General features: G+C 37.1%; 21 protein-coding genes. 2 read left to right on the top strand and 19 right to left on the bottom strand.

Annotated elements, in window-relative coordinates; translation table 11 throughout:
• The 3 genes from recG to ACLIBH_RS03260 all read right to left on the bottom strand — a co-directional run bounded on the left by recG (position 1) and on the right by ACLIBH_RS03260 (position 5053).
• Positions 1-2034 (bottom strand): ATP-dependent DNA helicase RecG, encoded by a 2034-nt coding sequence (gene recG, locus ACLIBH_RS03250; RefSeq protein ID WP_439315257.1) that lies wholly within the window; start codon positions 2032-2034, stop codon positions 1-3.
• Between the two features lie 962 nt (positions 2035-2996).
• On the bottom strand, positions 2997-4658 hold the full coding sequence (locus ACLIBH_RS03255) for a DAK2 domain-containing protein (RefSeq protein WP_439315258.1): 1662 nt from the start codon (positions 4656-4658) through the stop codon (positions 2997-2999).
• A 32-nt stretch (positions 4659-4690) separates the two neighbouring features.
• The gene (locus ACLIBH_RS03260) at positions 4691-5053 is read right to left on the bottom strand and encodes an Asp23/Gls24 family envelope stress response protein (RefSeq protein ID WP_439315259.1); all 363 of its coding nucleotides are present in this window, start codon (positions 5051-5053) and stop codon (positions 4691-4693) included.
• 272 nt (positions 5054-5325) lie between these two features.
• Here ACLIBH_RS03260 and rpmB point away from each other — a divergent pair, with 272 nt between their 5' ends.
• Complete coding sequence (rpmB, locus tag ACLIBH_RS03265; protein ID WP_439310981.1) at positions 5326-5514, top strand: 50S ribosomal protein L28; 189 nt, start codon at positions 5326-5328, stop codon at positions 5512-5514.
• Positions 5515-5813: 299 nt separating this feature from the next.
• Here rpmB and spoVM read toward each other — a convergent pair whose 3' ends face one another.
• The 15 genes from spoVM to ACLIBH_RS03340 form a co-directional block, all read right to left on the bottom strand.
• Positions 5814-5897: a stage V sporulation protein SpoVM gene (gene spoVM, locus ACLIBH_RS03270; protein ID WP_439315387.1), complete on the bottom strand. Its 84-nt coding sequence runs from the start codon at positions 5895-5897 to the stop codon at positions 5814-5816.
• A gap of 51 nt (positions 5898-5948) precedes the next feature.
• Positions 5949-6602: a thiamine diphosphokinase gene (locus tag ACLIBH_RS03275; RefSeq protein WP_439315260.1), complete on the bottom strand. Its 654-nt coding sequence runs from the start codon at positions 6600-6602 to the stop codon at positions 5949-5951.
• A gap of 11 nt (positions 6603-6613) precedes the next feature.
• On the bottom strand, positions 6614-7270 hold the full coding sequence (rpe, locus tag ACLIBH_RS03280; RefSeq protein WP_439315261.1) for a ribulose-phosphate 3-epimerase: 657 nt from the start codon (positions 7268-7270) through the stop codon (positions 6614-6616).
• Positions 7271-7272: 2 nt separating this feature from the next.
• Positions 7273-8154, bottom strand: a complete 882-nt coding sequence (rsgA, locus tag ACLIBH_RS03285) for a ribosome small subunit-dependent GTPase A (RefSeq protein ID WP_439315262.1) — start codon at positions 8152-8154, stop codon at positions 7273-7275.
• Positions 8155-10134: a Stk1 family PASTA domain-containing Ser/Thr kinase gene (gene pknB / locus ACLIBH_RS03290; RefSeq protein WP_439315263.1), complete on the bottom strand. Its 1980-nt coding sequence runs from the start codon at positions 10132-10134 to the stop codon at positions 8155-8157.
• Positions 10128-10889 carry a Stp1/IreP family PP2C-type Ser/Thr phosphatase gene (locus ACLIBH_RS03295; protein WP_439315264.1) on the bottom strand — a complete coding sequence of 254 codons (762 nt, stop codon included), beginning with the start codon at positions 10887-10889 and terminating at the stop codon, positions 10128-10130. The genes pknB and ACLIBH_RS03295 overlap by 7 nt, the downstream gene beginning before the upstream one ends.
• 59 nt (positions 10890-10948) lie before the next feature.
• Entirely contained in the window at positions 10949-12304 is a 1356-nt protein-coding gene (rsmB, locus tag ACLIBH_RS03300) for a 16S rRNA (cytosine(967)-C(5))-methyltransferase RsmB (protein WP_439315265.1), read from the bottom strand.
• Positions 12305-13240: a methionyl-tRNA formyltransferase gene (fmt, locus tag ACLIBH_RS03305; protein WP_439315266.1), complete on the bottom strand. Its 936-nt coding sequence runs from the start codon at positions 13238-13240 to the stop codon at positions 12305-12307.
• A 353-nt stretch (positions 13241-13593) separates the two neighbouring features.
• Complete coding sequence (gene priA, locus ACLIBH_RS03310; protein ID WP_439315267.1) at positions 13594-16002, bottom strand: primosomal protein N'; 2409 nt, start codon at positions 16000-16002, stop codon at positions 13594-13596.
• A complete protein-coding gene (gene coaBC / locus ACLIBH_RS03315) occupies positions 16002-17207 on the bottom strand; it encodes a bifunctional phosphopantothenoylcysteine decarboxylase/phosphopantothenate--cysteine ligase CoaBC (protein WP_439315268.1) in 1206 nt (401 codons plus the stop codon). The genes priA and coaBC overlap by 1 nt, the downstream gene beginning before the upstream one ends.
• Before the next feature lie 434 nt (positions 17208-17641).
• Positions 17642-17839: a DNA-directed RNA polymerase subunit omega gene (gene rpoZ / locus ACLIBH_RS03320; RefSeq protein ID WP_439315269.1), complete on the bottom strand. Its 198-nt coding sequence runs from the start codon at positions 17837-17839 to the stop codon at positions 17642-17644.
• A complete protein-coding gene (gmk, locus tag ACLIBH_RS03325) occupies positions 17820-18455 on the bottom strand; it encodes a guanylate kinase (RefSeq protein WP_439315270.1) in 636 nt (211 codons plus the stop codon). Before gmk ends, rpoZ begins: the two co-directional genes overlap by 20 nt.
• A 16-nt stretch (positions 18456-18471) precedes the next feature.
• Positions 18472-18732 carry an extracellular matrix/biofilm regulator RemA gene (remA, locus tag ACLIBH_RS03330; RefSeq protein ID WP_439315271.1) on the bottom strand — a complete coding sequence of 87 codons (261 nt, stop codon included), beginning with the start codon at positions 18730-18732 and terminating at the stop codon, positions 18472-18474.
• A 102-nt stretch (positions 18733-18834) separates the two neighbouring features.
• On the bottom strand, positions 18835-19713 hold the full coding sequence (locus tag ACLIBH_RS03335; protein WP_439315272.1) for a YicC/YloC family endoribonuclease: 879 nt from the start codon (positions 19711-19713) through the stop codon (positions 18835-18837).
• A gap of 465 nt (positions 19714-20178) precedes the next feature.
• A complete protein-coding gene (locus ACLIBH_RS03340; RefSeq protein WP_439315273.1) occupies positions 20179-22839 on the bottom strand; it encodes a cation-translocating P-type ATPase in 2661 nt (886 codons plus the stop codon).
• Between the two features lie 114 nt (positions 22840-22953).
• On the opposite strand from ACLIBH_RS03340, the gene ACLIBH_RS03345 reads away from it, so the two are divergent.
• A complete protein-coding gene (locus tag ACLIBH_RS03345) occupies positions 22954-24672 on the top strand; it encodes an Rqc2 family fibronectin-binding protein (protein WP_439315274.1) in 1719 nt (572 codons plus the stop codon).
• Between the two features lie 160 nt (positions 24673-24832).
• Here the strand turns inward: ACLIBH_RS03345 and ACLIBH_RS03350 are convergent, their stop codons facing one another.
• A complete protein-coding gene (locus tag ACLIBH_RS03350; RefSeq protein ID WP_439315275.1) occupies positions 24833-25693 on the bottom strand; it encodes a LysR family transcriptional regulator in 861 nt (286 codons plus the stop codon).
• Positions 25694-25955 lie beyond the last annotated feature (262 nt).

The following is a 25955-nucleotide window of genomic DNA, read 5'->3' on the forward strand; positions in this document are numbered from 1 at the left end:
TTAATCCATCTTATCTGTAAAAACTGGATCATTTTCAAGTATTTTTAACAATGGATAAAACATTTCGTTCTTCTCTAATGCACCGGTTGCAATTATTTCCTCGGCATCGTTACGAGCAGTTTCAAGTGCTCGATAGTCATGAATCATATCGGCTACCTTAAAATCCGGAAGTCCGCTTTGCTTTTTACCAAAAAAATCGCCAGGGCCGCGCAGCTTTAAATCTTGTTCAGCTAATTCAAAACCATCTGTTGTTTCTGTCATAATTTTCATGCGCTCTTTTCCAACTTCACCTTTTGGATCAGCAATTAATATACAGTAGCTTTGCTTATCACCTCTGCCAACACGGCCTCGTAGTTGATGCAGTTGAGAAAGGCCGAATCGTTCTGCGTCATATACAACCATAATTGTTGCATTAGGTACATTTACGCCAACCTCAATAACTGTTGTCGAAACTAGTATTTGCAATTCATTGTCGATAAAACGCGTCATAACACTTTCTTTTTCCTCGGAAGGAAGCCTGCCGTGCATGAGCCCAATATTTATACTTTTGGGAAAATAGATTTGCAGTTTCTCATACAATTCTACTGCATTTTGAATGTCTATTTTATCGGATTCTTCTATTAATGGGCATACAACGTACGCTTGTTCCCCTTGGAAAATTCGTTTTTTAATAAATTCAAGTAATCGTTCCAACGTATTTTCTTTTATCCAGTAGGTTTCAATTTTCTTTCTACCTAAAGGCATTTCGTCAATAACGGACACATCCATATCCCCAAATGCAGTAATTGCCAATGTGCGCGGTATAGGTGTAGCGGTCATAAATAACACATCTGGATATAATCCTTTATTCCGTAAAACCCTTCGTTGCTCCACACCAAAACGATGCTGCTCATCGATGATTACTAAGCCTAAATCAGCAAACATTACTTCATCTTGTATTAGTGCGTGTGTTCCTACAACAATATGAGCTCGATGACCTTCTATTGCTGCAACGATTTCTTTTCTCTTTCGTCCTTTAATAGATCCCGTTAGTAAGGTAATAGTAACACGATCACCAAACATTTTTAGTAACGAATGATAATGCTGTTCTGCCAATATTTCTGTCGGAACCATTAAGGCTGCCTGTTTATTTGCAGTCGTTGCAGCATATAAACAAATAGCAGCAACAGCAGTTTTGCCTGATCCAACATCTCCTTGGAGCAGGCGATTCATTCGAAAAGGAGAAGACATGTCTGTCAATATTTCAGCCAAGGAAGTTCGCTGCGCTTTCGTTAGCTTAAATGGCAAGCGCTGTACAAATGTTTGTAATTCCTTTTCATCGTATTGATGCGGGTAGCCAACAGATGATTCTCTCTTTATTTTTCGCAGCCATTGCATTTTTAATTGAAAAATTAAAAACTCTTCATATGTAAATCTTCTCCGTGCATGTTTAAGGGATGTTTTACGCTCTGGAAAGTGCATCGATCGAATTGCACTACTTCTATTAGGTAGTTTATAAGCTTGCAAGTAATCGTTCGGAAGAATTTCGTCTATCTCGCTAGCGTATTGTTCTAAAGCTGCTTTTATCGCTTTTTTCAATCGGGTATTCGTTATATTTCCCTTCACGGAATAGACTGGATCAATTGTTTCATCTTGTTTGGGTGGTCCTTTTTGATAGTGACTAACCGTGATTTGTAGCCGATGAACGTCCCATTTACCTGTTAGCGTAAAAATATCTCCTTGGTTAATTTGGTTTTTCGCAAAGCTGCGATTAAACATAACTGCTTTTATCGCGACATTTTCTACTTCTACCGTAAACGTTAAACGTGATTTTCGTTTGCCATAAAATTGTACGGTTGGGGGATGGATCACTTTTCCTACAATGGTCGCTTGTTCTTCATGCATCCATTCCTTGAGTGGCTTTAATTCGTATGTATCATAACGATAAGGAAAATGAAACAATAGATCCTCAACCGTAAACAGTTGCATACCTGCTAATTCTTCACTAAATTTTTCGCCAATTCCTTTTATTTTTTGGACTGGAATATCTTGCACATTACGTCACTCTTTCTATCCTATCGTTCAAAGCTAATGGGAATGATTTCATTAAGTGTAGCATATGAGCTGCAGGTGAACAAAAACATTCGGTAATCAAGATTGAGTCACGTATTTGTGGGTGTTATTTTAAGAAGTTAAAAAACCTCTCTTTGTTTTCGTTAATTTTAGTATTGATTCCTGTTGTTTTTAATATAATAATCCAACTCCCGCAGTTGACATATACTTCGCCATCTCATACCGGTTCAAAAAGAGCAAGAGAGCTGACTCGAGTTTATTTTTCCTTTTTCAAAAAGAATTTAAGGTGAAGATTACTAAAGATCCTCGAAGATATACAGCTCCAACTCGGGAATCGTATATCTACTGCGGTCGGAAAAGATTGGGAAATTATCTTTAATCGACGTACAGCCGTTGAACGAATTCATACAGCATTCAACCAAGAAGCAGAGGTTGCATAGCAACACCAACGCGTCTGTGTGGAATCCGGATCCACGCAGACTCCTGCAGGTAAAGCAACAGTCGAAAATCCATTTTAAAAGTTTTGGGAAAAACGTTTAAAATTAGTTGAGGCATTGCCTGCGGAAAGCGGAGTGGATTCGGATGGAACACAGCAGCCACCAATCTAGCTTTAAATTTTTAAGTCGATTTTAAAATTCTGTTCTTTTGTGATTTTTTAAAAATGGCAATGATGAAATTGACTCACTATAAATGAATTGCGAATTCATAAGCTCATATTTGGATTCATTTACAAAAAAAGCAATGATCGTTTAAACCACTGCTTTTTATAGCCTTTTAGAATGTTTTAACATTCTAAAAGGAATATATTTTGATTGAGTTGGCCTACCTTATAACGTATAAAAACAAGTGCATAGAAAAAGACGCTAGCGAATTCCCTTCACCCAGCACGATAAATAAGACTGGGCGATTATCACTCACCAACGTTTTTATTATAAAACCTTTATTTACTCTACCGAAAAGATGTAAGCATAGATCGGTTGCTTGCCATGATGAATCTCTACTTCTATCTCTTCAAATGTTTCCTCAACATATTGTTCCAATAAATCTACTTCATCTGACGTAACTTCTTCCCCATATAGAATAGTCAGTAGTTCGTCATCCTCATTTATTAGCTCATTTAACAATAACTTTACTGTTTCTAATCTATTTTGGTGGGATGCTTTAATTTCGGACTCTGCAATCCCCATGAAATTCCCATTTTCTATTGTAATATCGCCGATTTTCGTATCACGAATCGCATAAGTGACTTGGCCAGTCTTTACTTGCTCACTTGCTGCTTCCATATTACTTTTATTTTCGGAGAGTTCTGCCTCCGGGTGAAAAGCTAGTAAGGCGCTAATTCCTTGTGGTATTGTTTTTGTAGGAACTACAACCGTATCTGTTTCCGCTAAGTTTGCCGCTTGCTCAGCAGCCATAACGATATTTTTATTATTTGGTAAAACGATGACTTTTTCAGCGTTTACCCGCTTTATAGCATCTGTTATATCTTGTGTGCTAGGGTTCATCGTTTGGCCACCCTCTATAACAATCGTGGCGCCTAAGCTTTCAAACAACTCCTTAACACCTGATCCCATAGCTATCGTAACGATCCCATAGCTCGCTTTTTCTCTTGATGTGTTATCCGGCTTGTCCCCTACAATACTTGTATGTTGTTCACGCATATTTTCTATGTCAATATTAATCAAACTACCGAACCGTTGCCCAATTGTCATTACATTACCAGGGTATTCCGTATGTACATGAACTTTTACAACTTCCTCGTCCGATACAACTAATAACGAATCGCCATGCGTACTTAATTCGTTACGAAATTGATTTTCATCAAATGGGTGTTTTGCCGTTTTTTCCTTTTCGAACTTAACCATGAACTCTGTACAGTACCCAAATTCAATATCCGCTGTATCCATAAAATCCTGCGCTACTTTATGATGCTCAGCCTTTACAAGACTTTCCATTTCTTCAGTATCCAATTCAACGCTTGGCAATTCCTCGCCCTTCAATACAGCTAGAAATCCTTCATAAATCGTAACAAGCCCCTGACCTCCTGAATCAACTACACCTACTTCTTTTAACACTGGTAACAAATCTGGTGTCCGTTTCAAAGATTGTTTCGCTTCTATCACTATTTTCTCCATTAATTGAACAAGATCTGTTTCAGTTTTTGCTGTTTTAACCGCTTTATTAGCCGCGTCTTTAGCAACGGTTAAGATTGTCCCTTCAACAGGTTTCATTACAGCTTTGTAGGCGGTTTTTACACCTGATTCAAATGCAGCTGCAAAATCTGTAGTATTTACGGTTTCTTTTCCTTCTAACCCTTTGGAAAAGCCGCGAAAAATTTGCGACAAAATTACTCCAGAATTCCCTCGTGCGCCCATTAAGAGCCCTTTGCTGAATGCTTGAGATATGTCTGCAACATTATGATTACTTAATTTTTTTACTTCACTAACCCCAGAAGTCATTGACAAGTTCATATTTGTTCCTGTATCTCCATCTGGTACTGGAAAAACATTTAATGCATCAATTTTTTTTGAGTTATTGGATAAATGTTGGGCCCCTATTAAGATCATTTGGGATAAAGTTTTCCCATCCAATGTCTGTTTTGTCACAATACTTCCTCCTCATTATCAACAAAAAATAATTACTCCTTCGCTACACGCACACCTTGAACATAAATATTAACAGAATCAACTGTAAGTCCGAGAGATTGATTCAAAGTATATTTAACCTGCGATTGAACATTGTGGGCAACTTCGGAAATTTTTGTACCGTAGCTCACTATAATATACATATCAATGTGAAGGGATCCCGCTTCCTGTCTCACTATAATCCCGCGTGAAAAGTTTTCCTTTCTAAGGATCTCAGCTATCCCGTCCTTAATTTGACTTTTGGAAGCCATCCCAACAATTCCGTAACATTCTATTGCTGCACCTCCGGCAATAGTAGCAACTACTTCGTTCGTAATCGTTACGACACCATCATTTGTATGAAGCTCTATGGACATAAATATCCTCCTCTTTAGTCTAAACCATTATATTGATCGAATGTTCACTTTACATATTAATCGTATATATTGAGCAATGATGTCAATTGTATCTGTTTAGCACGATACTTTAAAAACATTTTACTACATACATTTCATTTTTAAAAGCAGTCCTATCATATCATTGCTTTTAATTAATAAATATTAATCGAGCAAGTTATTGCAATCTACACGGACGTATGGTAAATTATATAAGTATTGAAATGACACATGTTGGATTAGGAGGGATTTACATGGCTAGAAAATGTGTTATTACTGGTCGTAAAACTGGCACTGGAAACCATCGTTCACATGCTATGAATTCCAATAAACGTAAATGGAAAGCAAACGTCCAAAAAGTTCGTATAATGGTTGATGGAAAGCCGAAACGTGTTTATGTTTCTGCAAGAGCACTTAAAAAAGGCAATATCGAACGCGTGTAAGCTTTTTCGTACGAAGGACACTAAGTATTTACTTTCACACTTAGTAGCATTTGTAAATAAGAACTTTCTTATATACAAGTACATGCAAGCCGTTAGTTACGGGCTTGCTTTTTGCTTTTTCAATTACTTCTTTAAATGGAACCTACAAGTGAATATCTTCCATGTTAGTTGGTCAACGTATCGACACAACTCTAAAAAGCACCCACAACATAAATATTGGGTGCTTTTTTTCATTTCATGAAGCGCAATAACGGAGCAATAATAAAAACATCCTTATAAGTGCGTTAAGAAATTAGTAGTTATTTATCCTTTTTAAAAACGCCAATAACTACACGTACAAATCCGCCAATAAATCTTGGGAGTTTTATCGTATAAAATTTCATAATTTCCCCCTCCTCTGCATCCAACAAGCACCCTATTGGAATTGCTTCAAATTAAAAGGTTGCGTCACGACTCTTTATTACTAATAATATGCCTGCTTCGTAATAAAAAGTACCACTTTTTGCATTTAGCTTATTTGAAATACAGCGGGTAGATCCCCAAGAAATGGTTTTATTGTTCAAAGGATAGTAGAAGCCAGTTAATGTTAACCCTTCTACTGTTGGCGAAAATGGCACGAACGAAATCGTTGGAAAATCGCCTTCATTGTATACGGTATGTGTCCCAGGAAAGGTTAATTCCAATTCATTAAACTTATCTACAATAACAGCCTTTATATTTCTTTCGGCCAACGAGTATAGTAACTGGATATTTATTAGTTCGTGATCTAAGCGACCACCTGTCGCTCCAAAAATGTAAACTTTTTCTGAAGTTAATTCCACAGCTTTATCGATAGCTAGCTCCAAATCGGTTTTATCCTTTTCGGTAGGGAATAACGCAAATGTTTTCACCGATTTTTTAATACTTTCCTTTTCCTTTTTGGTGATCGAATCAAAGTCACCAATCGCATAATCCACCTGTATACCATTCTTTATTAGTGTCCAGGCACCTCCATCGGCACCGATCCACACATCGATTTTATCCTTATACGTAACTATGTCGGGCACTAACCCATTCGGCCCATTCGCTACTATTCCAACTCTTATCATATTAATTACTCCTAGCTTTGAGTTGCTTTAACAATATTATGCAACGCTTGCTGACGATTATCTTTGTTAAAAATTGCACTTCCAGCAACGAGCACATCAGCGCCAGCTTCTGTACATAGTTTTGCCGTTTGTTCATTTACTCCACCGTCTACTTCGATTTCAAAATTTAAATTGTTTAATTCTCTTAATTTATGGAGTTCTTTAATTTTATGAACGGTTTCATTTATAAACGATTGACCGCCAAAACCAGGATTTACAGTCATTACTAAAACTAAGTCTACTGCATATACAATATCTTTTATCGCGGCAACAGGGGTTGCTGGGTTAATTACTATGCCAGCTTTTACATCATGACTTTTTATTAACTGAATTGTTCGATGTAAGTGTGGGCATGCTTCTTGGTGAACGGAGATAATAGATGCACCCGCTTCAGCAAACATCGGAATATACGCGTCCGGATTTTCAATCATTAAATGAACATCTAGGGGCAATTCAGTAATAGGTCGAATTGCCTCAACTATAAGTGGGCCGATCGTAATATTCGGAACGAAATGTCCGTCCATAACATCAACATGGATATAATCAGCACCGGCTTTTTCTACTTCTATTATTTCAGCGCCTAATTTTGAAAAATCGGCTGACAAAATCGAAGGGGCTATTTTTACCATTGTTAATACCTCGCCTTTCTAGCTTGTATTTCTTGTAAAAAACTTATATAGTGCGCATAACGTTCTTTGCTTATTTCTTCTTCATCTACTCCTCTTTTAATTGCACAATTTGGTTCTTTATAATGCACACACCCTCTAAATTTGCAAAGATGCGATTTAGAGCGCATTTCAGGGAAGCAGTCAGCAAGCGTTTCTGCTTCGATTTCTTGGAATTCAAGCGAGCTAAATCCGGGTGTATCTGCAACTAATCCATCGTTCACTTCCACTAGTTCAACATGTCGGGTTGTATGTTTTCCACGACCGAGACTCTTAGAAATTTCATCCGTTTTAATTACTAATGAAGGATTTAATGCGTTTAATAGCGATGATTTACCTACGCCAGATTGTCCAGCAATCACTGTTACGTGATTAGTCAACATTCCCCCTAAAGAGCTTAAATTATCCTTTTCTTTGGAGGAAATAATTTTTACAGTGTATCCAATTTTATCATATGTTTTTTTATACGATTTAACTTTATTTAATTGCTCTTCCGTAGCTAAATCCTTCTTCGTAATGAGTATTATCGGCTGTAACCGTTTCTCCTCAATTAAGACTAAAAATCGATCCAAAAGCACCGAGCTAAATTCTGGCTCGACTACAGAGCTTACAATAATCGCTTGTGTAATGTTAGCAATTGGCGGACGAACAAGCTCGTTTTGCCTTTTCTCAATTTTAATTATATAACCTTCTTGATCATTTGTTTTATCAAACTGCACAAAATCCCCTACGAGAGGGGTGATTTTCTTTTTGCGAAATACCCCTCTCCCTTTACAAGTAAAAATCTCACCATTACTTTTTACGTAATAAAAACCGCTCATTGCACTAATAATTCTTCCTTCTGGCATTTATCCACCCTCTTTATAAGAAACTGTTTCATGGATGATCACTTCATCATCTCGTATTACTTTGTATTCAGCTTGTTTATTCTGCTCGATTGTTAACGTAATTGAATAATCTTTATCATTTGTAATCTCATCTTCCATATAGACCTCAGACAATTGATTATTCATATCGCCTATATAAATAATTACCGTTTGTTCATCTCTATCTTCACTATCTTCCTCATCTTGTAACGTGTAAGGCACTGTGAAAGAAACAGGATAAGAAACAGGAGGCTTTTTCTCTGGACCAATAGAGAAATAAACATTTACCGTTTCCCCTTTTTGTAGCTCCGCATTTGCAGCTGGATTTTGCCGAATCACATGCCCTTTTGATACATCATCAGAATTTTCCTCTAGCTTATTCATTTTTAATCCTTGACTATCCAAGTAATCTTTTGCTTCTCTTTCTGTCAAACCTTTTAAGTTGTTTAATTGGATTAATTCCGGCCCGCTACTAACTTCAAAAATTACTTTTGTATTTCCAGGAACTACGTCCATCCCAGGATTAGGTTGAATTTGTGAAATAATTGTTCCTGCTGGCTCATCCGAATATTTATCATAATCAATCACCTCGAAGCCTTTTTCTGTAAGCATCCGGTTTATTTGATTAAAGTCTTTGCCTGTGTAATCTTCGAAAACGACTGTTTCTTCTCCTTCGCTCACAAAAATTGTAATCGTTGAACCTTCCTTTACTGTTCTACCTGCTTGAGGAGAAGTTTTAATAACAAGTCCTTCTTCATATTCTTCAGAAACCATTAGTTCCCGCTCTGTTTTCAGCTTTAACTTTTCCAACCGATCAACCGCTTCTTCATATTCCAATTCTACAACATCAGGAATCATCACATCTTTAGGACTCAGCATTGACAGGACTAATAATGCCATAAGCAGTACTAAAATAAAGCCAGCGAATAGAAACAGCCACTTTTTCTTTTTACCTTTTTTCTTTTTTGGTTTTTTCCCTGTATTTTCATTATTCGTTACTTTCTTTGTATCTTCATTCTGATGAACTATTGTATCTTGGAGTTCCCTATCATGATGCAACGCTTCATTTGTAATGATCGGGATTGCTTTCGTTTCTTCTCCTGCTTCAACTGGTGGTGTAAAAACGTCTTCATTTACACGTAGTGGATCAAGAGCAGTTACTAATGCGTTTTCCATTTCGTACACTGTATCAAATCGGTGAAAAGGATCTTTTGTAGTAGCTTGCAAGACAATATTCTCAATGCTTTGAGGTATGTCCGGATTGATCTGTCGAACAGAAGGTGTATCATTTTGCAAATGCTTTAACGCAATAGATATCGGAGATTGACCAGAAAATGGAAGTCGACCAGTAAGTAATTCAAATAAAACGATACCAAGGGAGTAGATGTCCGACTTTTTTGTTGCCATTCCGCCTCTCGCTTGTTCCGGAGATAAATAATGAACCGATCCTAGTATTGAATTCGTTTGTGTCAATGAAGTGGCACTTAGAGCAACAGCAATGCCAAAATCAGTTACTTTAACATTACCATAAGAATCAATCAAAATATTTTGCGGCTTTATATCACGATGGACGAGATCGTTCGCATGCGCATGTGCAATTGCAGCAGTAATTTGTTTCATTATATCAATAGCTTCGATAACATCTATTGCACCGTAGCGTTGTATGTATTCCTTTAACGTTAAGCCATCGACATACTCCATCACCATATATAATATATGATCCTCTTCACCTACATCGTATATATTCACGATATTTGGATGGGATAAACTTGTTGCCGCTTGTGCTTCTCGATCAAACCGTTGAATGAATTCCTCATCATTCGCATATTCTAGCCTTAGCACCTTTATAGCTACATCTCGATTCAAAATAATATCGTTTGCTAAGTATACATTCGCCATTCCACCGCCGCCTATTTTTGCCTTAATGCGGTATCTTTCGCTAAGTAGGTGCCCTTCTAGCATGATGATTCACCTGCTCCCTCTACAGGCTGTCGTACGATAATAGCTAATGAAATATTATCTTCTCCTCCCCGATCATTTGCCAAATCAATCATGCTTTTACCTAATTGTTCTAATGGTTGTTGAGAACGTATAAGTTCATGCAGCTCTTCGTCACTTAATTTATTAGTCAATCCATCCGAGCATAGTAACACTTTGTTTCCTGCTTCCCAGCTAATCGTCTGAATATCTGCCTCTACTCTTTGTTCTGTTCCTATTGCCTTAACAAGTACATTTTTCCGCGGGTGAATTTCCGCATCATCTTTAGATAGCTGACCAGCACGAACCAATTCATTTACGAGTGAATGATCTTCTGTTATTTGTTTAAACCCATGTTCATTATATAAATAGCAACGACTATCACCTATATGCGCAATCGTTATGAACTCATTTGTACATAGTGCAATTACAATTGTCGTACCCATGCCTTCATATTCTTTTTTCTCTTGGGCACACTTATAGATGGAAGCGTTTATTTCTTTAATTAAATGCAGCAACCATGTCTCGGCTTGATCAGGAGATTCGATTTGGTTTTGTTTCACCCATTGCTCTTCAACAATAGAAATTGCCATTTTACTTGCGACATCTCCTGCTTGATGGCCTCCCATTCCATCCGCAATCGTTGCAATAATTTGGTTCGATTCATTATAAAACGTGCCACCTGCATCTTCATTATGTATTCGTATACGTCCACGATCTGTTAAAAATTGGCCCTGCATCTTTTCACCTCTTTAAAAGCACAAATATTTATTGTTTAAAAAGTGATTATCTATTTACATTAAACATGCTTCAGACGAGTTAAAAAAAAGCCGTCCGTTTGAAAGGTTTGCGGAAACAGCTGTAAGCCATATGCGCTTCGACCTTCCGAATGTTGAACTGGTTTTGGCAGTTGTTCAAAAAAAGACGCATCAACATGAAAATCGGTATTTCTTTGAATGAACGCTTGTACTACACTTTCATTTTCTGTAGGGTCTACAGTACATGTGCTATACATTAACAAACCATCTTTTTTTAATAATGGCGCTACCGATTCTAATATTTCAAGTTGAATCGATGCTAAGCGCACAATATCTTGTTCACTTTTATTATACTTCACATCGGGCTTTCCTTGAATGACGCCTAATCCTGAACAAGGTGCATCAACAATAATTCGATCAAAACTAGAAGCGTCGTGGACGGTAGCCAGTTCTCTGGCATCCTGCTGTTTTGCATGAATAATTGTTAGATCAAGATCATCAGCCTTATCTTTTATCAGCTTAATTTTATTTTTATGTAAATCGTATGCGTGAATTTCACCTTTGTTTTCCATCATTTCAGCAATATGTGTTGCCTTGCCACCTGGTGCACTGCATGCATCTAGAACGACCATATTTGGACTTACGTTTAGCATTTCAGCAACTAGCATGGAAGCTTGGTCTTGTATTGTTAGACAGCCGTCCAAAAACAACTGAGATTTCATAATATTTCCACGTTCAATTATTATACCATGCTTTGCTAAAAGGGAAGGCTTTATTTCATAGCCTTCTTTTCTTAATTGATCCATCGCTTCATTACGTGTGAGCTTCAATTGCTGGACACGTACCGAAATCGGATTGTGATTTAAGTTCGCTTCACACATTTGTTTCGTTGTGGCAAACCCATAATTTTGTACCCACCGATTAACAAGCCATTCAGGATGACTCGTTTCAATCGCTAATCTTTCTCTTTCATTTTTTATTTCATCTGTATTTGGCACGCCATTACGAATAATGTTTCGCAATACACCATTTACTAAGGAAGCGATCCCTTTGTGGCCTCGTTGCTTTGCAATTTCAACAGCTTCATTAATTACTGCATAGTCAGGTACTTTATCTAAATAAACAATTTGATAAACGGACATTCTTAATAGCATTCTAACCCATGCTTCTATTTTGCTACTTTTTTTAATAAACGACTGTAAATAAAAATCTAACGTTAGCTTTCTCTCCATTGTACCGTATACAATTTCTGTAAAAAGCCCTTCATCTTTTACTAATATATTTTTCCTTTTTATTTCATTGCTTATTAGTAAATGGCTGTATCCTCCACCTTCTTCCATACGTAGTAGTAAGTCCAATATACTATTTCTTAAATTATATTTCGCATATTTAGCCATTTAATCACCTAAAACCATTCCTAGCTTAATATAGTCACCATTAATAAATTCAGTTGCAGCCATTCTTCTTTTCCCCTCAGGCTGAATTTCAGTAAGGCGAATGCCCTTATTGTTCCCACATACTACAACAAAGGCTTCATTGTCTACAGAGACGACTTCGCCTGGTACTGAATCAAAATAATCGTTGTTGTCTAGCTCTCCATGCCATAGCTTTAATCGTTTTCCTTCCAGCATACTAAAAGCTACCGGCCAAGGCCGCAACCCTCTTATATGGTTATATAATTCCAAATTACTTTTAGTCCAGTCTACCTTCTCTTTTTCCCGCGTAATATTTGGTGCATAAGTCGCTTTTGACTCATCTTGCTTTATTGCTGTTAATTGATTCGCAAATAACTGCGGGATCGTTCTCTGCAGTAAATCCGCCCCTTTATTCGCTAGCTTGTCATGAAGCGTTGCTACATCATCCGTCATTTCAATTATTACCTTTTCCTGCGTTAATATATCCCCTGCATCCAACTTTTCTTCCATATACATGATTGTTATACCTGTTTCTTTTTTCCCTTGCAAAATGGCATAATGGATCGGTGCACCGCCGCGAAGTTCAGGTAACAACGATGCATGGACATTAATACAGCCATATTCTGGATGTTCAAGAAGCGCCTTCGGTAGCAGCTGTCCGTAAGCTGCTGTTACAATCAAATCGACATCCATATTTAAAATAGTTTCATAGCTATCCTTTAACTTTTCCGGTTGATAAATAGGGAGATTGTATTTTTCCGCTATTACCTTTACTGGAGGAGCTGTTACTGTTCTTTTTCTACCTTTTGGTCGATCAGGCTGTGTTACAACGAGAACGATTTCATAATCTTGCTGTATAAGTGTTTCTAATATAGGTACTGAAAATTGTGGCGTGCCCATAAAAACAATCTTTTTCATCCATCTATCTCCTCGTATAGTATGTTTAGGCTTTCTTTTTGCGCCTTTAATACCTCTGTTTTTAACGGAGTCGGACGCTTTCCGTGGGCATGGCTTGAGCCTCCTCGCTCGCAAAGACAGCTCGCTATGGGGTCCCAAGACGCATGCTTTTCCGTTGTTGAAGACTCCATTGATACAACATTGGCAACTTCCATCCATTTCATTCGCATATTTTGAAAAACAAATCAAAGAACTTAATAAAGCGGCTGAGTGAATTATAAAAGGTGTTCCTCAAACATTACAATCGATTCCTGGTCTAGGTTCAGTTTACACAGCTGGAATCATAGCTGAAATCGTGTATTTCCGCAGGTCTTCTACATCAGTTGATATGGTTGCACATCAACCGTTAATTGCAAGTCGTTTTTTCGCATGTCTTCTCCATAATGTTCAATTATCTTTTTAATGTAAGATTTTAAAGATGGTTCATTTTTATATTTTAACATAAGCTGATACCGATATTTATCTTTTATCCGTGCAATCGGTGATGGAGTAGGTCCTAATATTACGGTATCTGATCGTATATGTTTCATTAACAACTTCGCAATTGCTTGTGCAGTTTGAACTGTATAAATTTTGTTCTCATGTGCAATTGTTATGAGAATAATAAATACATAAGGGGGATATTGAAACGACCTCCGCATTGCCATTTCTTTTAAATAAAACGTATTATAATCGTATTGGCTTGCAAGCTGGACGCTATAATGATCTGGCGTATACGTTTGAATAACGACTTCACCAATCAATTCATGTCTACCCGCACGACCACTTACTTGGGTTAATAGTTGAAACGTTTTTTCTGATGACCGAAAGTCAGGTAAATTTAGCATGGAGTCTGCAGTTAATACACCGACCAATGTTACGTTTTCAAAATCCAGCCCTTTTGCGATCATTTGTGTCCCAAGTAAAATATCAGCCTTCTGATTTGAAAAATCATTTAACAATCGTTCATGTGATCCCTTTCGCCTCGTTGTATCTACATCCATACGAATAACGCTCGCATGAGGGATAAGCTCTGTTAAAGCTTCCTCGACACGCTGTGTCCCAGTACCAAAGAATCGAATTAAGTTGCTTTCACAGCTTGGACAATTTGAAGGCATTGCTTCTTCATACGCACAATAATGACATTTTAATCGATGATTATCTTTATGATAAGTGAGAGCTATATCACAATGTGGGCATTCCTGCACATGACCACAATCTCTGCACAGTGCAAACGTAGAGTACCCTCTTCTATTAAGCAAAAGTACAATTTGTTCTCGACGATTTAATCGCTCATTTATTTTTTCGACTAATGTTCGAGAAAACATCGTCCGATTTCCTGCATGAAGCTCTTGACGCATATCGATAACGTCCACCTGTGGCATTGCTTGCTTATTCGTACGTTCTGTTAATGACGCCAGCTTATATACTCCTTTTTGTGCTCGTGCATAGGACTCGAGTGCAGGTGTAGCACTGCCGAGAACTACGGGGCAATTATGATTTTTTGCACGTTTAATCGCCACATCCCGTGCATGATAGCGAGGATGATCTTCTTGTTTATAGGATGCCTCATGTTCTTCATCAATAATAATGATTCCTATGTTTTCAAAAGGAGCAAAAATAGCTGATCTTGCACCAACTACCACTTGAACTTCTTTTTGATGTATTCTTCTCCATTCATCGTATTTTTCTCCAGCGGACAAGGCACTATGCATTACTGCAACATTTTTACCGAATCTGCCCTTAAAGCGCTTAACCATCTGTGGAGTTAATGAAATTTCAGGCACGAGAACGATTGCTTCTTTTTTCTTATGTAACACATCTTCAATAGCTTGTAAATATATTTCAGTCTTACCACTTCCAGTTACTCCGTGCAATAAAAAAACTTCGTGGGCCTCTTCGGCAATTGCTTCTTTAATCGGGCCGATTGCAGTGGCTTGCTCCTCAGTCAAGGACAGCTTCTCTGTTTTCTCAAAACGATGATCTGCATACGGATTCCGATACGTTTCTATCTTTACTTTTGTTAATAAAGACTTATCAATTAACGATTTAATAACAGCGGTAGATATGTTCAGCTGGTTCTTTAATTGATTGTGCTCAATGGCAGCAGGGTGTGAAATGAAAAACGAAAGAACTTCCTTCTGTTTTGTTGCTCGATCGTTTAGGTCATTAAATGCTTCCTCAAGCAAATGAATTTCCTTTGCAGGTTTTATCATTGTTTTATATTTTTTTGTCGTTCGTGATTTAACGACATAATTTATATATACTTCTCCATCTTGAATTGCCTTTTGAACGTTACGATAGTGATCGCGATCGTTTGCAAGCTCCCTATAATCAATCACATCTCTACCAGCAAACAATTGTTCGAGATCGTCTGCTAAGCGGGAATCGGTTAAACGAACAATTTCTTTTTTGTAGGCTGTTTTTAGCGCTTGTGGAAGCATTGCTTGATATGTGGTAATATACAAGCTAATTGTTTCATTAGCTACCCATTTTCCAAGCTGTAGGAGCTCTTCCGTTAGTACGGGGGTTAAATCTAATATATCTATTATTTCCTTTAATTGATTAAATGCTGAATGATGACTAATAGCCACGACAAATCCGCTAATCTTCCTTGGCCCAAACGGAATGACTACACGCATACCTCGCTTCAAAATCGCTTCGAATCGTTCTGGTATGATGTAGTCGAATGTCTGATTTACTTGACTTGCCGGAACATCGACAATAACCTTGGCGATTCGCACTATTTTTCACCTTGATTCAGCGTATAAATTATTTTTTCAAATACTTTTTCTGCAATTTCGTGTTTTGAAGCAAGTGGGATTTCAGTCGTTTGCATTGTTTTATCGATATACGTTACCACATTTGTATCGCCTGCAAATCCTGCACCCTTCATTTTGACATCGTTTACTACAATTGCATCAAGATTTTTTCTTTCTAGCTTCCCTTTCCCATTTTCAATAGGATTTTCCGTTTCTGCTGCGAATCCAACAAGAAATTGATGTTTTTTTTGCGCCCCTAATGACTGTAATATATCCTTCGTACGAATCATTTCGATATGCAAGTCACCGGGTTGTTTTTTCATTTTTTCATCGTAAATTTTTTTCGGGCGGTAATCCGCAACTGCTGCTGCCTTAATTACAATATCCGCCGCATGAAAATGGTGGTGCATTGCTTCGTACATTTCTTCAGCAGTAGTTACATCCACTCGGTTTATGCTTGGATGCTTACTCCGAAGTGAAACTGGACCTGAAACAATTGTGACGGTTGCACCAAGCTGTGCTGCTACTTCAGCAAAAGCAAAACCCATTTTACCTGAAGATCGATTTGTAAAAAAACGAACTGGATCTACTTTTTCTCGCGTCGGTCCTGCAGAAATAAGTACATGCTTCCCTGTTAATAAAAGATCCCGTTGCATATGCGTAGAAATTGCATCAATAATCGTTTGCGGCTCTTCTAAACGGCCTTTTCCTATCCAACCGCATGCTAAAAAGCCCGCTTGCGGTTCAATAAAGTTGTATCCCCATGCTGCAAGCTGTTCCATGTTCGCTTTTATTGCTGGATGAGCGTACATATTTACATTCATTGCAGGTGCAATATATACGGGTGCTTTCGTAGCCAATAGTATTGTTGTAAGCATATCATCTCCTAACCCATTTGAAAGCTTACCAATAAGGTTAGCTGTAGCAGGTGCAATAATAACGATATCTGCCCAATCGGCTAAATCAATATGGGCAATTTTTTGTGGATCTTTTTCATCAAACACAGCTGTATGTACTGGATTTCTTGATAATGCTTGAAATGTTAGCGGGGATACAAATTCCAGCGCGCTCTTAGTCATAACGACCTTCACATGTGCACCGCTTTGAATGAGTTTACTCGTTAAATCGCATGCTTTGTACGCAGCAATTCCCCCGGTAACCCCTAAAACTACCTTTTTATTACGCATAAACCGGACAACTCCTTTCGAATTTATATCAATTGTTCAGATGCTTACCTATCGTGTAGGAGCGTATTATAATCTTAATCTATGTAACCAAAGTACTGATCTGTTTTTTTTCGTATCCTCTAATATTGTTTTTCGGTAGTTGTTAATTCGCCAGAATAATTCATGTCAATAATAATGAATTATTACACACCATATACATGCTATTTATCTCGTTAACATCAACTTATATGTCGTACATTATCACACACAATTACTTTTCTTACACTAAAGAAAAACCTTCGCAAAAACAAATATTAGCGAAGGGTCCTTTTTTCGTGTATGCGTACATCAATTTCACTGGCTATTTTTTAACTTAAAAAGCGAGATAAGGTTATTTTAATCCGATTGTGAAAATCTCGTTAAAAGGCATTTACCTGTAAATAAAATACGGTTAGTTATTCACTTTTATCAACTGTTAATTTTTCATCTAATATTTCCTCTAACGCTTTTCCAACAAATTTCAAAGATTTAGGTTCTTCTATTAATAAATTGTCTTCCTCTAATAGTTGTCTTGCACGTCTTGCAGATAACGTTACTAATGTATATTTAGATTTTATCTTTCCTTGTAAAGCATCAATCGAAGGTTCCAGCATTTAATTCATCCTCCATTACTTTTTTATATTGCTTTTCGATTCGTTCTCGTTTGCAATGCTCACTTGCAATAATTGCTTTCACTTTTTCTACAGCACGATCGACATGATCATTAACGACTACATAATCATAAGCACTCATCATATCTATTTCTTTTTTCGCTTCTTTTAATCGGTTACGCACTAATTCAATTGATTCTGTACCCCGATTGACAATTCGGTTTTTTAATTCTTCCAAACTCGGAGGAAATAAAAAAATAAAAACACCGTTCGGGAAATTTTTCTTCACTTGCAAGGCACCTTGTACTTCTATTTCTAAAAACACATCGTTGCCTAGAGCCAGCTGCTGCTCCACATAATCCCTAGGGGTTCCGTAATAATTGTTCACATATTGAGCATACTCCAGTAATTTGTTTTGTTCAATTAAATGTAAAAATTCTTCTTCAGATTTATAAAAGTAATCAATCCCATCTCTTTCACCTGGTCGTCTTTGTCTCGTTGTCATTGATATGGAATACTTTAAATTTGTATCTTGCTCAAATAGTCTCTGCCTAACCGTCCCTTTGCCTACACCGGACGGGCCGGAAAGAACAAATAAAATTCCTTTTTGTTCAAACAAGTTGCTTCCTCCTAAATTATTCATCCGTTATTTCATCATGGCTTAAAACACGTTGCCCGACCGTTTCCGGCTGGACTGCTGACAAGACTACGTGTCCGCTGTCTGTAATAATAACAGCCCTCGTCCGTCGTCCATATGTTGCATCCACGAGCTTATTATCATCTCTCGCTACGGTTATAATTCGTTTTATAGGTGCTGATTCCGGTGAAACGATAGAAATAATTCGATTAGCAGAAACAACATTTCCGAAACCTATATTAATTAATTGTAAACCCAACCCGGTTCCCCCTTGGTTATTTGTCTTTTCAACAGCTTTGTTTCATAAACAGTTATATCATTATGTACATTATAGAGAAAACAGCTTATTAAATTCAAATATCTACTCAATGTTTTGGATTTGTTCTTTTATTTTCTCAATGTTGCTTTTAATCACGACGACGGAAGCGCTAATTTCGGGATCCATCGATTTTGCACCAACTGTATTTGCTTCACGAAGCATCTCCTGTAAAATAAAGTCTAATTTCCGACCTATCGGCTCCTTTGCTTCAGTAATTTCCCAAAAGTGATTTAAATGGCTCGATAACCTTGTAATTTCTTCTGTAATATCACCTTTTTCAGCTAAAATAGCAATCTCTTGTAATAAATGACTATGTTCAATTGCTATCGTTGTACCTGTAAATTCTTCAATACGCTGTTGAATACGTTCTCGATATTCATCAATTACATGAACGCGCCGTTCTTCAAGTCCAAATACGTGTTCCTTTATTACAGCAGCCCTTTTTTTAATATCTTTAAAGAGAAACTGCCCTTCTCGTTTTCTCGCTGAAACAACTTGCATACATGCCTTTTCTACTCCTTCTAATACGGTCGGTTCAATGGTGCTCAACTCTGCTTCTTTTTCACTAATCCGCATTATATTCGGTAAGGAGAGAATAGATGAAAGCGGTACTTCGCTGGACAACTGAAAACGTGATTTTATTTCTTGAGCTTGTTCCATAAATTGCTCCAACAAATCCCAATCTGTATCTAATGCTTGATTCTTTCGTTGGCCTTCCTGTTCAATATAAACTTCAATTCGCCCTCGATAAAAATAACGTTGAATCATCTTTCTTATTTTGTCTTCCATGCTTATAAATGTACGAGGAATTTTAGGCGAAAAGTCTAAATATCGATTGTTAATCGTTCTAATTTCAACAGTAATTGTCGTATTCGCTGTTGACACAGAAGCAAAACCATAGCCGGTCATACTTCTAACCATCTAAATCCCCCCATTAAGTGTTATTATACCTTGCTTAACAAAATATCTCTAGAAAATAATCTAGAGAAGATGAAGCCACGTATTTGTAGGTGCTTATTTAGAACTTTTAAAAACACGTTTTTGTATCAATTAATTTATTTTTTTACTACGATGCAACTGCTACTGTTGTTATAATAATCAATGATAGACCTTATCTGCAAGCATTCTGAAGCATCGGATTGAGTCAAGTATTTGTGGGTGTTATTTTAAGAAGTTAAAAAACCTCTCTTTGTATTCGTTGATTTTAGTATTGATTCCTACCAACCGCAGTAGCTTTAATTAATAAAAACAGCAGCCAAAAGATGAAATTCTTCAAATTTACTTAAAGCGAATTATAAAAATGGCACGCTTTAACACATAGAAGAACCCATCCTTTAGCTACTTTTTTCACAACAAAATGCGAACAACCGCTTTAATTACCGCCGATCATTGTTCTTTTTTCTTTTTAGGAAATCCAAATAAAACGGTTGGCAAGGCTGCCAGTGCAATAATAAACATCCAATCCCAGCCATTTATCGCCGTTGTATGAAATACAGGCTGTAACGGCTGCCAATAAATTACTACGAGTAGTAATAATAAAGAAGAAATAACAGCGAAAACTAAGTATATATTTTGAAAAGGGTTACGAGCAAATACACCTTCCTCACTCCGACAATCGAATACGTGAATTAGCTGTGCCAAAACAAGCGTGGAAAATGCTAATGTTTGTCCATAAACAAGGTTTTCTGGATTATTGTCATATCCGATGACAAATGCAATCAATGCAACTACTCCGATTACTGCACCTCGACTAATAATTTTAAAGCCGAGCCCTCTCGAAAAAACACCTTCCTTTGGATCTCTCGGTGGTCTTTTCATAACGTCGGCTTCTGGTTTGTCAAGACCAAGAGCCATTGCTGGCAGTCCATCTGTAACTAAATTAACCCATAATATTTGTACAGGTACGAGCGGAAGTGGCATTGCCAAAATCATCGCCATTAGCATCACTAATATTTCCCCTACATTTGAAGCTAATAAATAGCGGATAAATTTGCGAATATTATCATAGATGTTTCTGCCTTCTTTTATTGCTGCTTTTATTGTTGCAAAATTATCATCCATTAAAATTAAGGAAGACGCTTCTTTTGTTACGTCCGTGCCACTAATTCCCATACTTATTCCAATATCGCTCGCTTTTATTGCAGGGGCATCATTAACACCATCGCCTGTCATAGCGACAACATGTCCTCTATTTTGTAAAGATTGTACAATTTTTAACTTATGCTCTGGAGTAACTCGAGCAAAAACATATACATTATCAATTACTCGATCCAATGCCTCGGTAGACATTTCATTTAAATCGGAACCTGACATTACGAGTCCATCCACTGGGAGTAGATTTATTTGTGTTGCTACTGCTCTTGCAGTCTCTTCATGATCACCCGTTATCATTACCGTTTTAATTCCTGCCTGCATACACTCTTCTATAGCTGGCTTCACTTCTTTTCGAGGTGGATCCATCATACCGTATAATCCAACAAATGTAAGGTCTTTTTCTAAAAATGCCGATTCTAGACCATCGGTTTTTGAAATAGGCTTCATAGAAATAGCAATTGTTCGATACGCCTTCGCTGCCATTTCATTTACTGCGCTTTCAATTATATGCTTATCTTTCAAACGCTTTCTGCCATCTTTCGTCAAGTGATACAGACAGCGAGGCAGTACGATTTCTGGAGCTCCCTTTGTAATGAGAAATCGCATATCGTTCTCATCTTCCACAATAACACTCATTCGTTTTCGCTCGGAATCAAACGGTATTTCTTTTATAATCTTGAATCGCTCTTCTGTCCGGTGATTAAAGCCGATTTTCCGACTCGCAACAAGCAAGGCTCCATCTGTTGGATCTCCGTCAACAATATACCTCCCTCGTTTTACTTGTAAGGTGGCATGATTGCAAAGCGATCCATATAGTAACATTTTTTCTAAATTTGGATGACTATCATTCAGTTTTTTATCCTTTAAATAAAAGTCGCCTTTCGTAGTATATCCTTCTCCTGTAACTTCAATTGTTTCTCCGTTTAAATACAATTCCTTTACCGTCATTTGATTTTCCGTTATTGTTCCTGTCTTATCTGAACAAATTACAGAAGCGCAGCCTAATGTTTCCACTGCAGATAATTTACGCACAATAGCCTTTCTTCTAATCATCCGCTGAACACCAAGCGAAAGTGCTACTGTTACAATTGCGGGTAACCCTTCGGGAATAGCCGCTACCGCAAGTGAAACACCTGCCAAAAACATATTATAAACAGGATGCCCTTGATATACACCTATACCGACAACAAGTGCTGTTAAAAGTAATACGGTAATAATTAAAATTTTTCCAAGCTCTGCTAGCTTGTTTTCAAGCGGAGTTGGGGCTTTTTTTGTTTCAGCCATTAATGACGCAATTTGACCCATAAACGTATTCATACCTGTATGAACAACAATACCGATTCCTGATCCTTTCGTAACCAATGTGCCCATAAAACCCATATTCACCTGATCCTGTGCTTCTAGCTTATCCCGATGAATTGGCGCAGCATGCTTAAGAACAGGAACAGATTCACCTGTGAGGGCCGATTCCTCCGTTTCTAAATGATTTGCTTGGACAATTCTTATGTCAGCAGCAATTCGATCGCCACTGTTTACACGAATTACATCCCCAACAACTGCTTCTTTCGAAGGGAGGCGTTGCCATTCGCCATCCCGTAAAACATGTATCATCGGAGCAGATAGCTCTTTTAGCTTTTCCATTGATTTTTCTGCTTTTTGTTCCTGAAAAAAACCTATGATTCCATTCACTAAGACAATAACCATTATTGCAATTGCGTCAATAAACTCTCCGAGCATACCTGCAATTAATGTTGCGGCTAACAAAACAATTACCATAAAATCTTGAAATTGCTTTAAAAACAACAACCAACGTGCTTGATGTTTCTCATTTTCAAGCACATTTAAGCCAAATCTTTTTTGGCGCTGTTTAACTTGTGCATCATTTAATCCTTTATTCGAAACAACATGCAATTTTTGCTCTACACGCTCAACATCAAGTTGATACCATTTCACATCGCATTCCTCCAGCATTATTACGTAGCATCCAAATCATTTTAGGTACATCCCTTTAACGAATATGTATGCAGACTTGTCCGAAATAATGCTATAATTACACGAGAGGTGAAAATGATGCCCTTTGATGGAGTCGTAACGAAAGCAACAGTAGAAGAATTGCAAAAACACATAACATTAGGTCGAATTTCAAAAATTTATCAACCAACAGATACGGAGATCGTCTTTACAATAAGAAACAATCGAAAAAATTATAGCTTCGTATTATCCATTCACCCATCCTATGCCCGTTTTCATTTAACGGAGAGCACGTACCAGAACCCAGATGAACCGCCTATGTTTTGTATGGTATTGCGCAAGCATATTCTCGGGTCAACGATTGAGCTCATCGAGCAGGATGGACTAGAAAGAATTGTTTCAATTACATTGAATACAAGAAATGAAATAGGCGATGCATCGACTAAAACACTTGTTCTTGAGTTAATGGGGAAGCATAGCAATATTATTCTTCTTAATGAAACAAAAGAACAAATTATAGATAGTTTAAAACATGTCCCACCATATCAAAACCGATATCGTTCTATTTTACCTGGAATTGAATATAGGCGCCCACCTATCCAAAATAAATTAAATCCTTTACACATTGATGCTTTTGATTTTATTAAACAATTAGATTTCAATGCTGGTAAAATAGATAAACAAATAGTAGAAGCACTGGATGGAATATCTCCAATTTTAGCAAAGGAAATCGTTTATCGGGCCCATCTTGGCTCAGAAAAAACGTATATGGAAAAGTTTTCTGAAATCCAAAAACTTATTTTAAAGCGTAAATACACACCTATAATTTATACTAACGATAAAGAGGATTTCCATGTCCTACCTTTGACATCGATTCATGGAGAAAACAAATCATTTGAATCAACGAACACGATGCTTGATTACTTTTATACAGGAAAAGCGGATAGAGATCGTGTAAAGCAACAAGCAAAGGATCTTTATCGTTTTCTAAAAAATGAACGGGATAAAAACAAGCGTAAGCTTTCCATACATGAAAAGACAATTAAAAAGGCAAAAAAGGCACAAACGTATCAAAAGCTAGGCGAGCTATTGACAGCAAATATGCATCTCGTTAATCATGGGGATACGAATATAAACGTTATTGATTATTATGATCCAGATCAAAAACAAATAACAATTGAATTGCAACCTAACAAAACTCCTAGCGAAAATGCGCAAGCCTTCTTTAAAAAATATCGAAAATTAACGACATCGAAACAAATTGTTGAAATAGAAATAAAGAAAACTACAGAAGAAATTACTTATTTGGAGCAGCTGCTACAACATCTCGAGCATGCTCGAGATGAGGACATCGAAGAAATACGTGAGGAATTGCGTGATGGTGGATATTTAAAACGGAAAAAGCAGAAAAAAAAGCGCAAGCACGTACGAATAACGCCTGAAAAATTTTATGCTACGGATGGAACGACTATTTATGTTGGCAAAAACAACAAACAAAACGAGTATGTAACACATCGACTTGCACATCGTGATGACGTTTGGCTTCATGCCGTTGATATTCCGGGTTCACACGTTGTTATACGCAGCAAAGAGCCCAGCGAAGCAACGCTATTGGAAGCAGCCTTATTAGCAGCCTACTACAGTAAGGCGCAACAATCCGCATCAGTACCAATTGACTATACAAAAATAAGACATGTCAAAAAAGCGAAAGGGGCTAAACCAGGATTTGTTACGTACGATCAGCAAAAAACTATTTATGTTACACCTAGTAAACAAGCTATCGAACGTTTAAAAAACAATGCGATCGAAAATTAAATTTTAAAAGTTATTTATCTGTTATAGTAGTTGATCCCTCTCTTATTAATCGTTCGTTCCTGCCCACTTCTTTAATTATAATTTATAAAAGAGTGGTGCATATACACAGTAGAAAACACACCATTTGAGAGGGGTCACTTATGCTTTACAGTACCTGTCGTTAAATAAACTTCTCACTTAAAAGCAGCTTAATAAAACTATCTACTTGAGGGAGATCACTTACTCCTTCTTGATAACTTAACCACGTACTACGTGCTACATTTTTATTGTCTACCGTAAAAGGAATATGCGGATAGTCACACATCAATGAGTCAGATACACTTTTTGGCAATACAGCCATTCCGATCCCCTGCTTCATAAATTGTTTACACGTTTCAATTTGATCAACACGTATTGTTTTCAAAGCGCTTACTTTCCCTTGGTGATCATAAAACCAATGATCCGCAAGCTCGTTCATATGATCATCACTTTTAAAGGAAATTAATGGGCGATCTTTAACTTTTCCTTCTATAAAAGGTTCAATATCAAATATATATAACGGATCGTCAAATAAGTGAATACATGTGCTTTCAGTCAACTTCTCCCCGCGTATTATACACACATGATATTTTTTATGTGCTCGTTTAATATCTTCACTAAGCCCGGTCACTAAATCAATTGAGACGAGTGGATACATTTTCGTATATTCAGCCAAAATACTTGGAAGAAATCGCTGGCTAATTAAAGAAGAGCATGCGATGGATAGCGTACCACGAATCTCTTTGCTCGATTGAGCTAATTTATTTTTAACTTGACCTTCTTGCTGGATAACTTCCTTTGCATGCTCTAATATAATTTCACCACTTGGTGTTACGACTAATCGTTTTGGCGTACGTATAAAAATTGTTTCCCCAAAGTAATCTTCAATATATTTCAATCTCTGAGATACAGCCGGTTGTGATATTAATACAGCTTTGGCAGTGCCCCGAACTGTACCAATTTCATACAATTTAAGAAGCAATTCATAATCATCAATTTTCATTATAATCTTCCCATCCAATAAGTAATACGAATTACATTTTATTATATAGTATTATTTTACCAATTGCATTATAAGTTATAATAAATAAGTAATCGAGATAAAGGATATACGCATGAAAACCAAAAAATTAGCTTGTAATAGGCTGTCGGCGTATGTTGTATGTGAAAATCATCGTAAAGTAGGAATTGATTTGGAGAAAAAAGCTAAACATGAATCGTACGAGCCACTTCATATTTGTTATGGCTTGTACAATTCAAATTTA

The sequence above is a fragment of the Virgibacillus sp. W0430 genome (assembly GCF_051846935.1).
Classification (GTDB): Bacteria; Bacillota; Bacilli; order Bacillales; family Amphibacillaceae; genus JBPYCR01.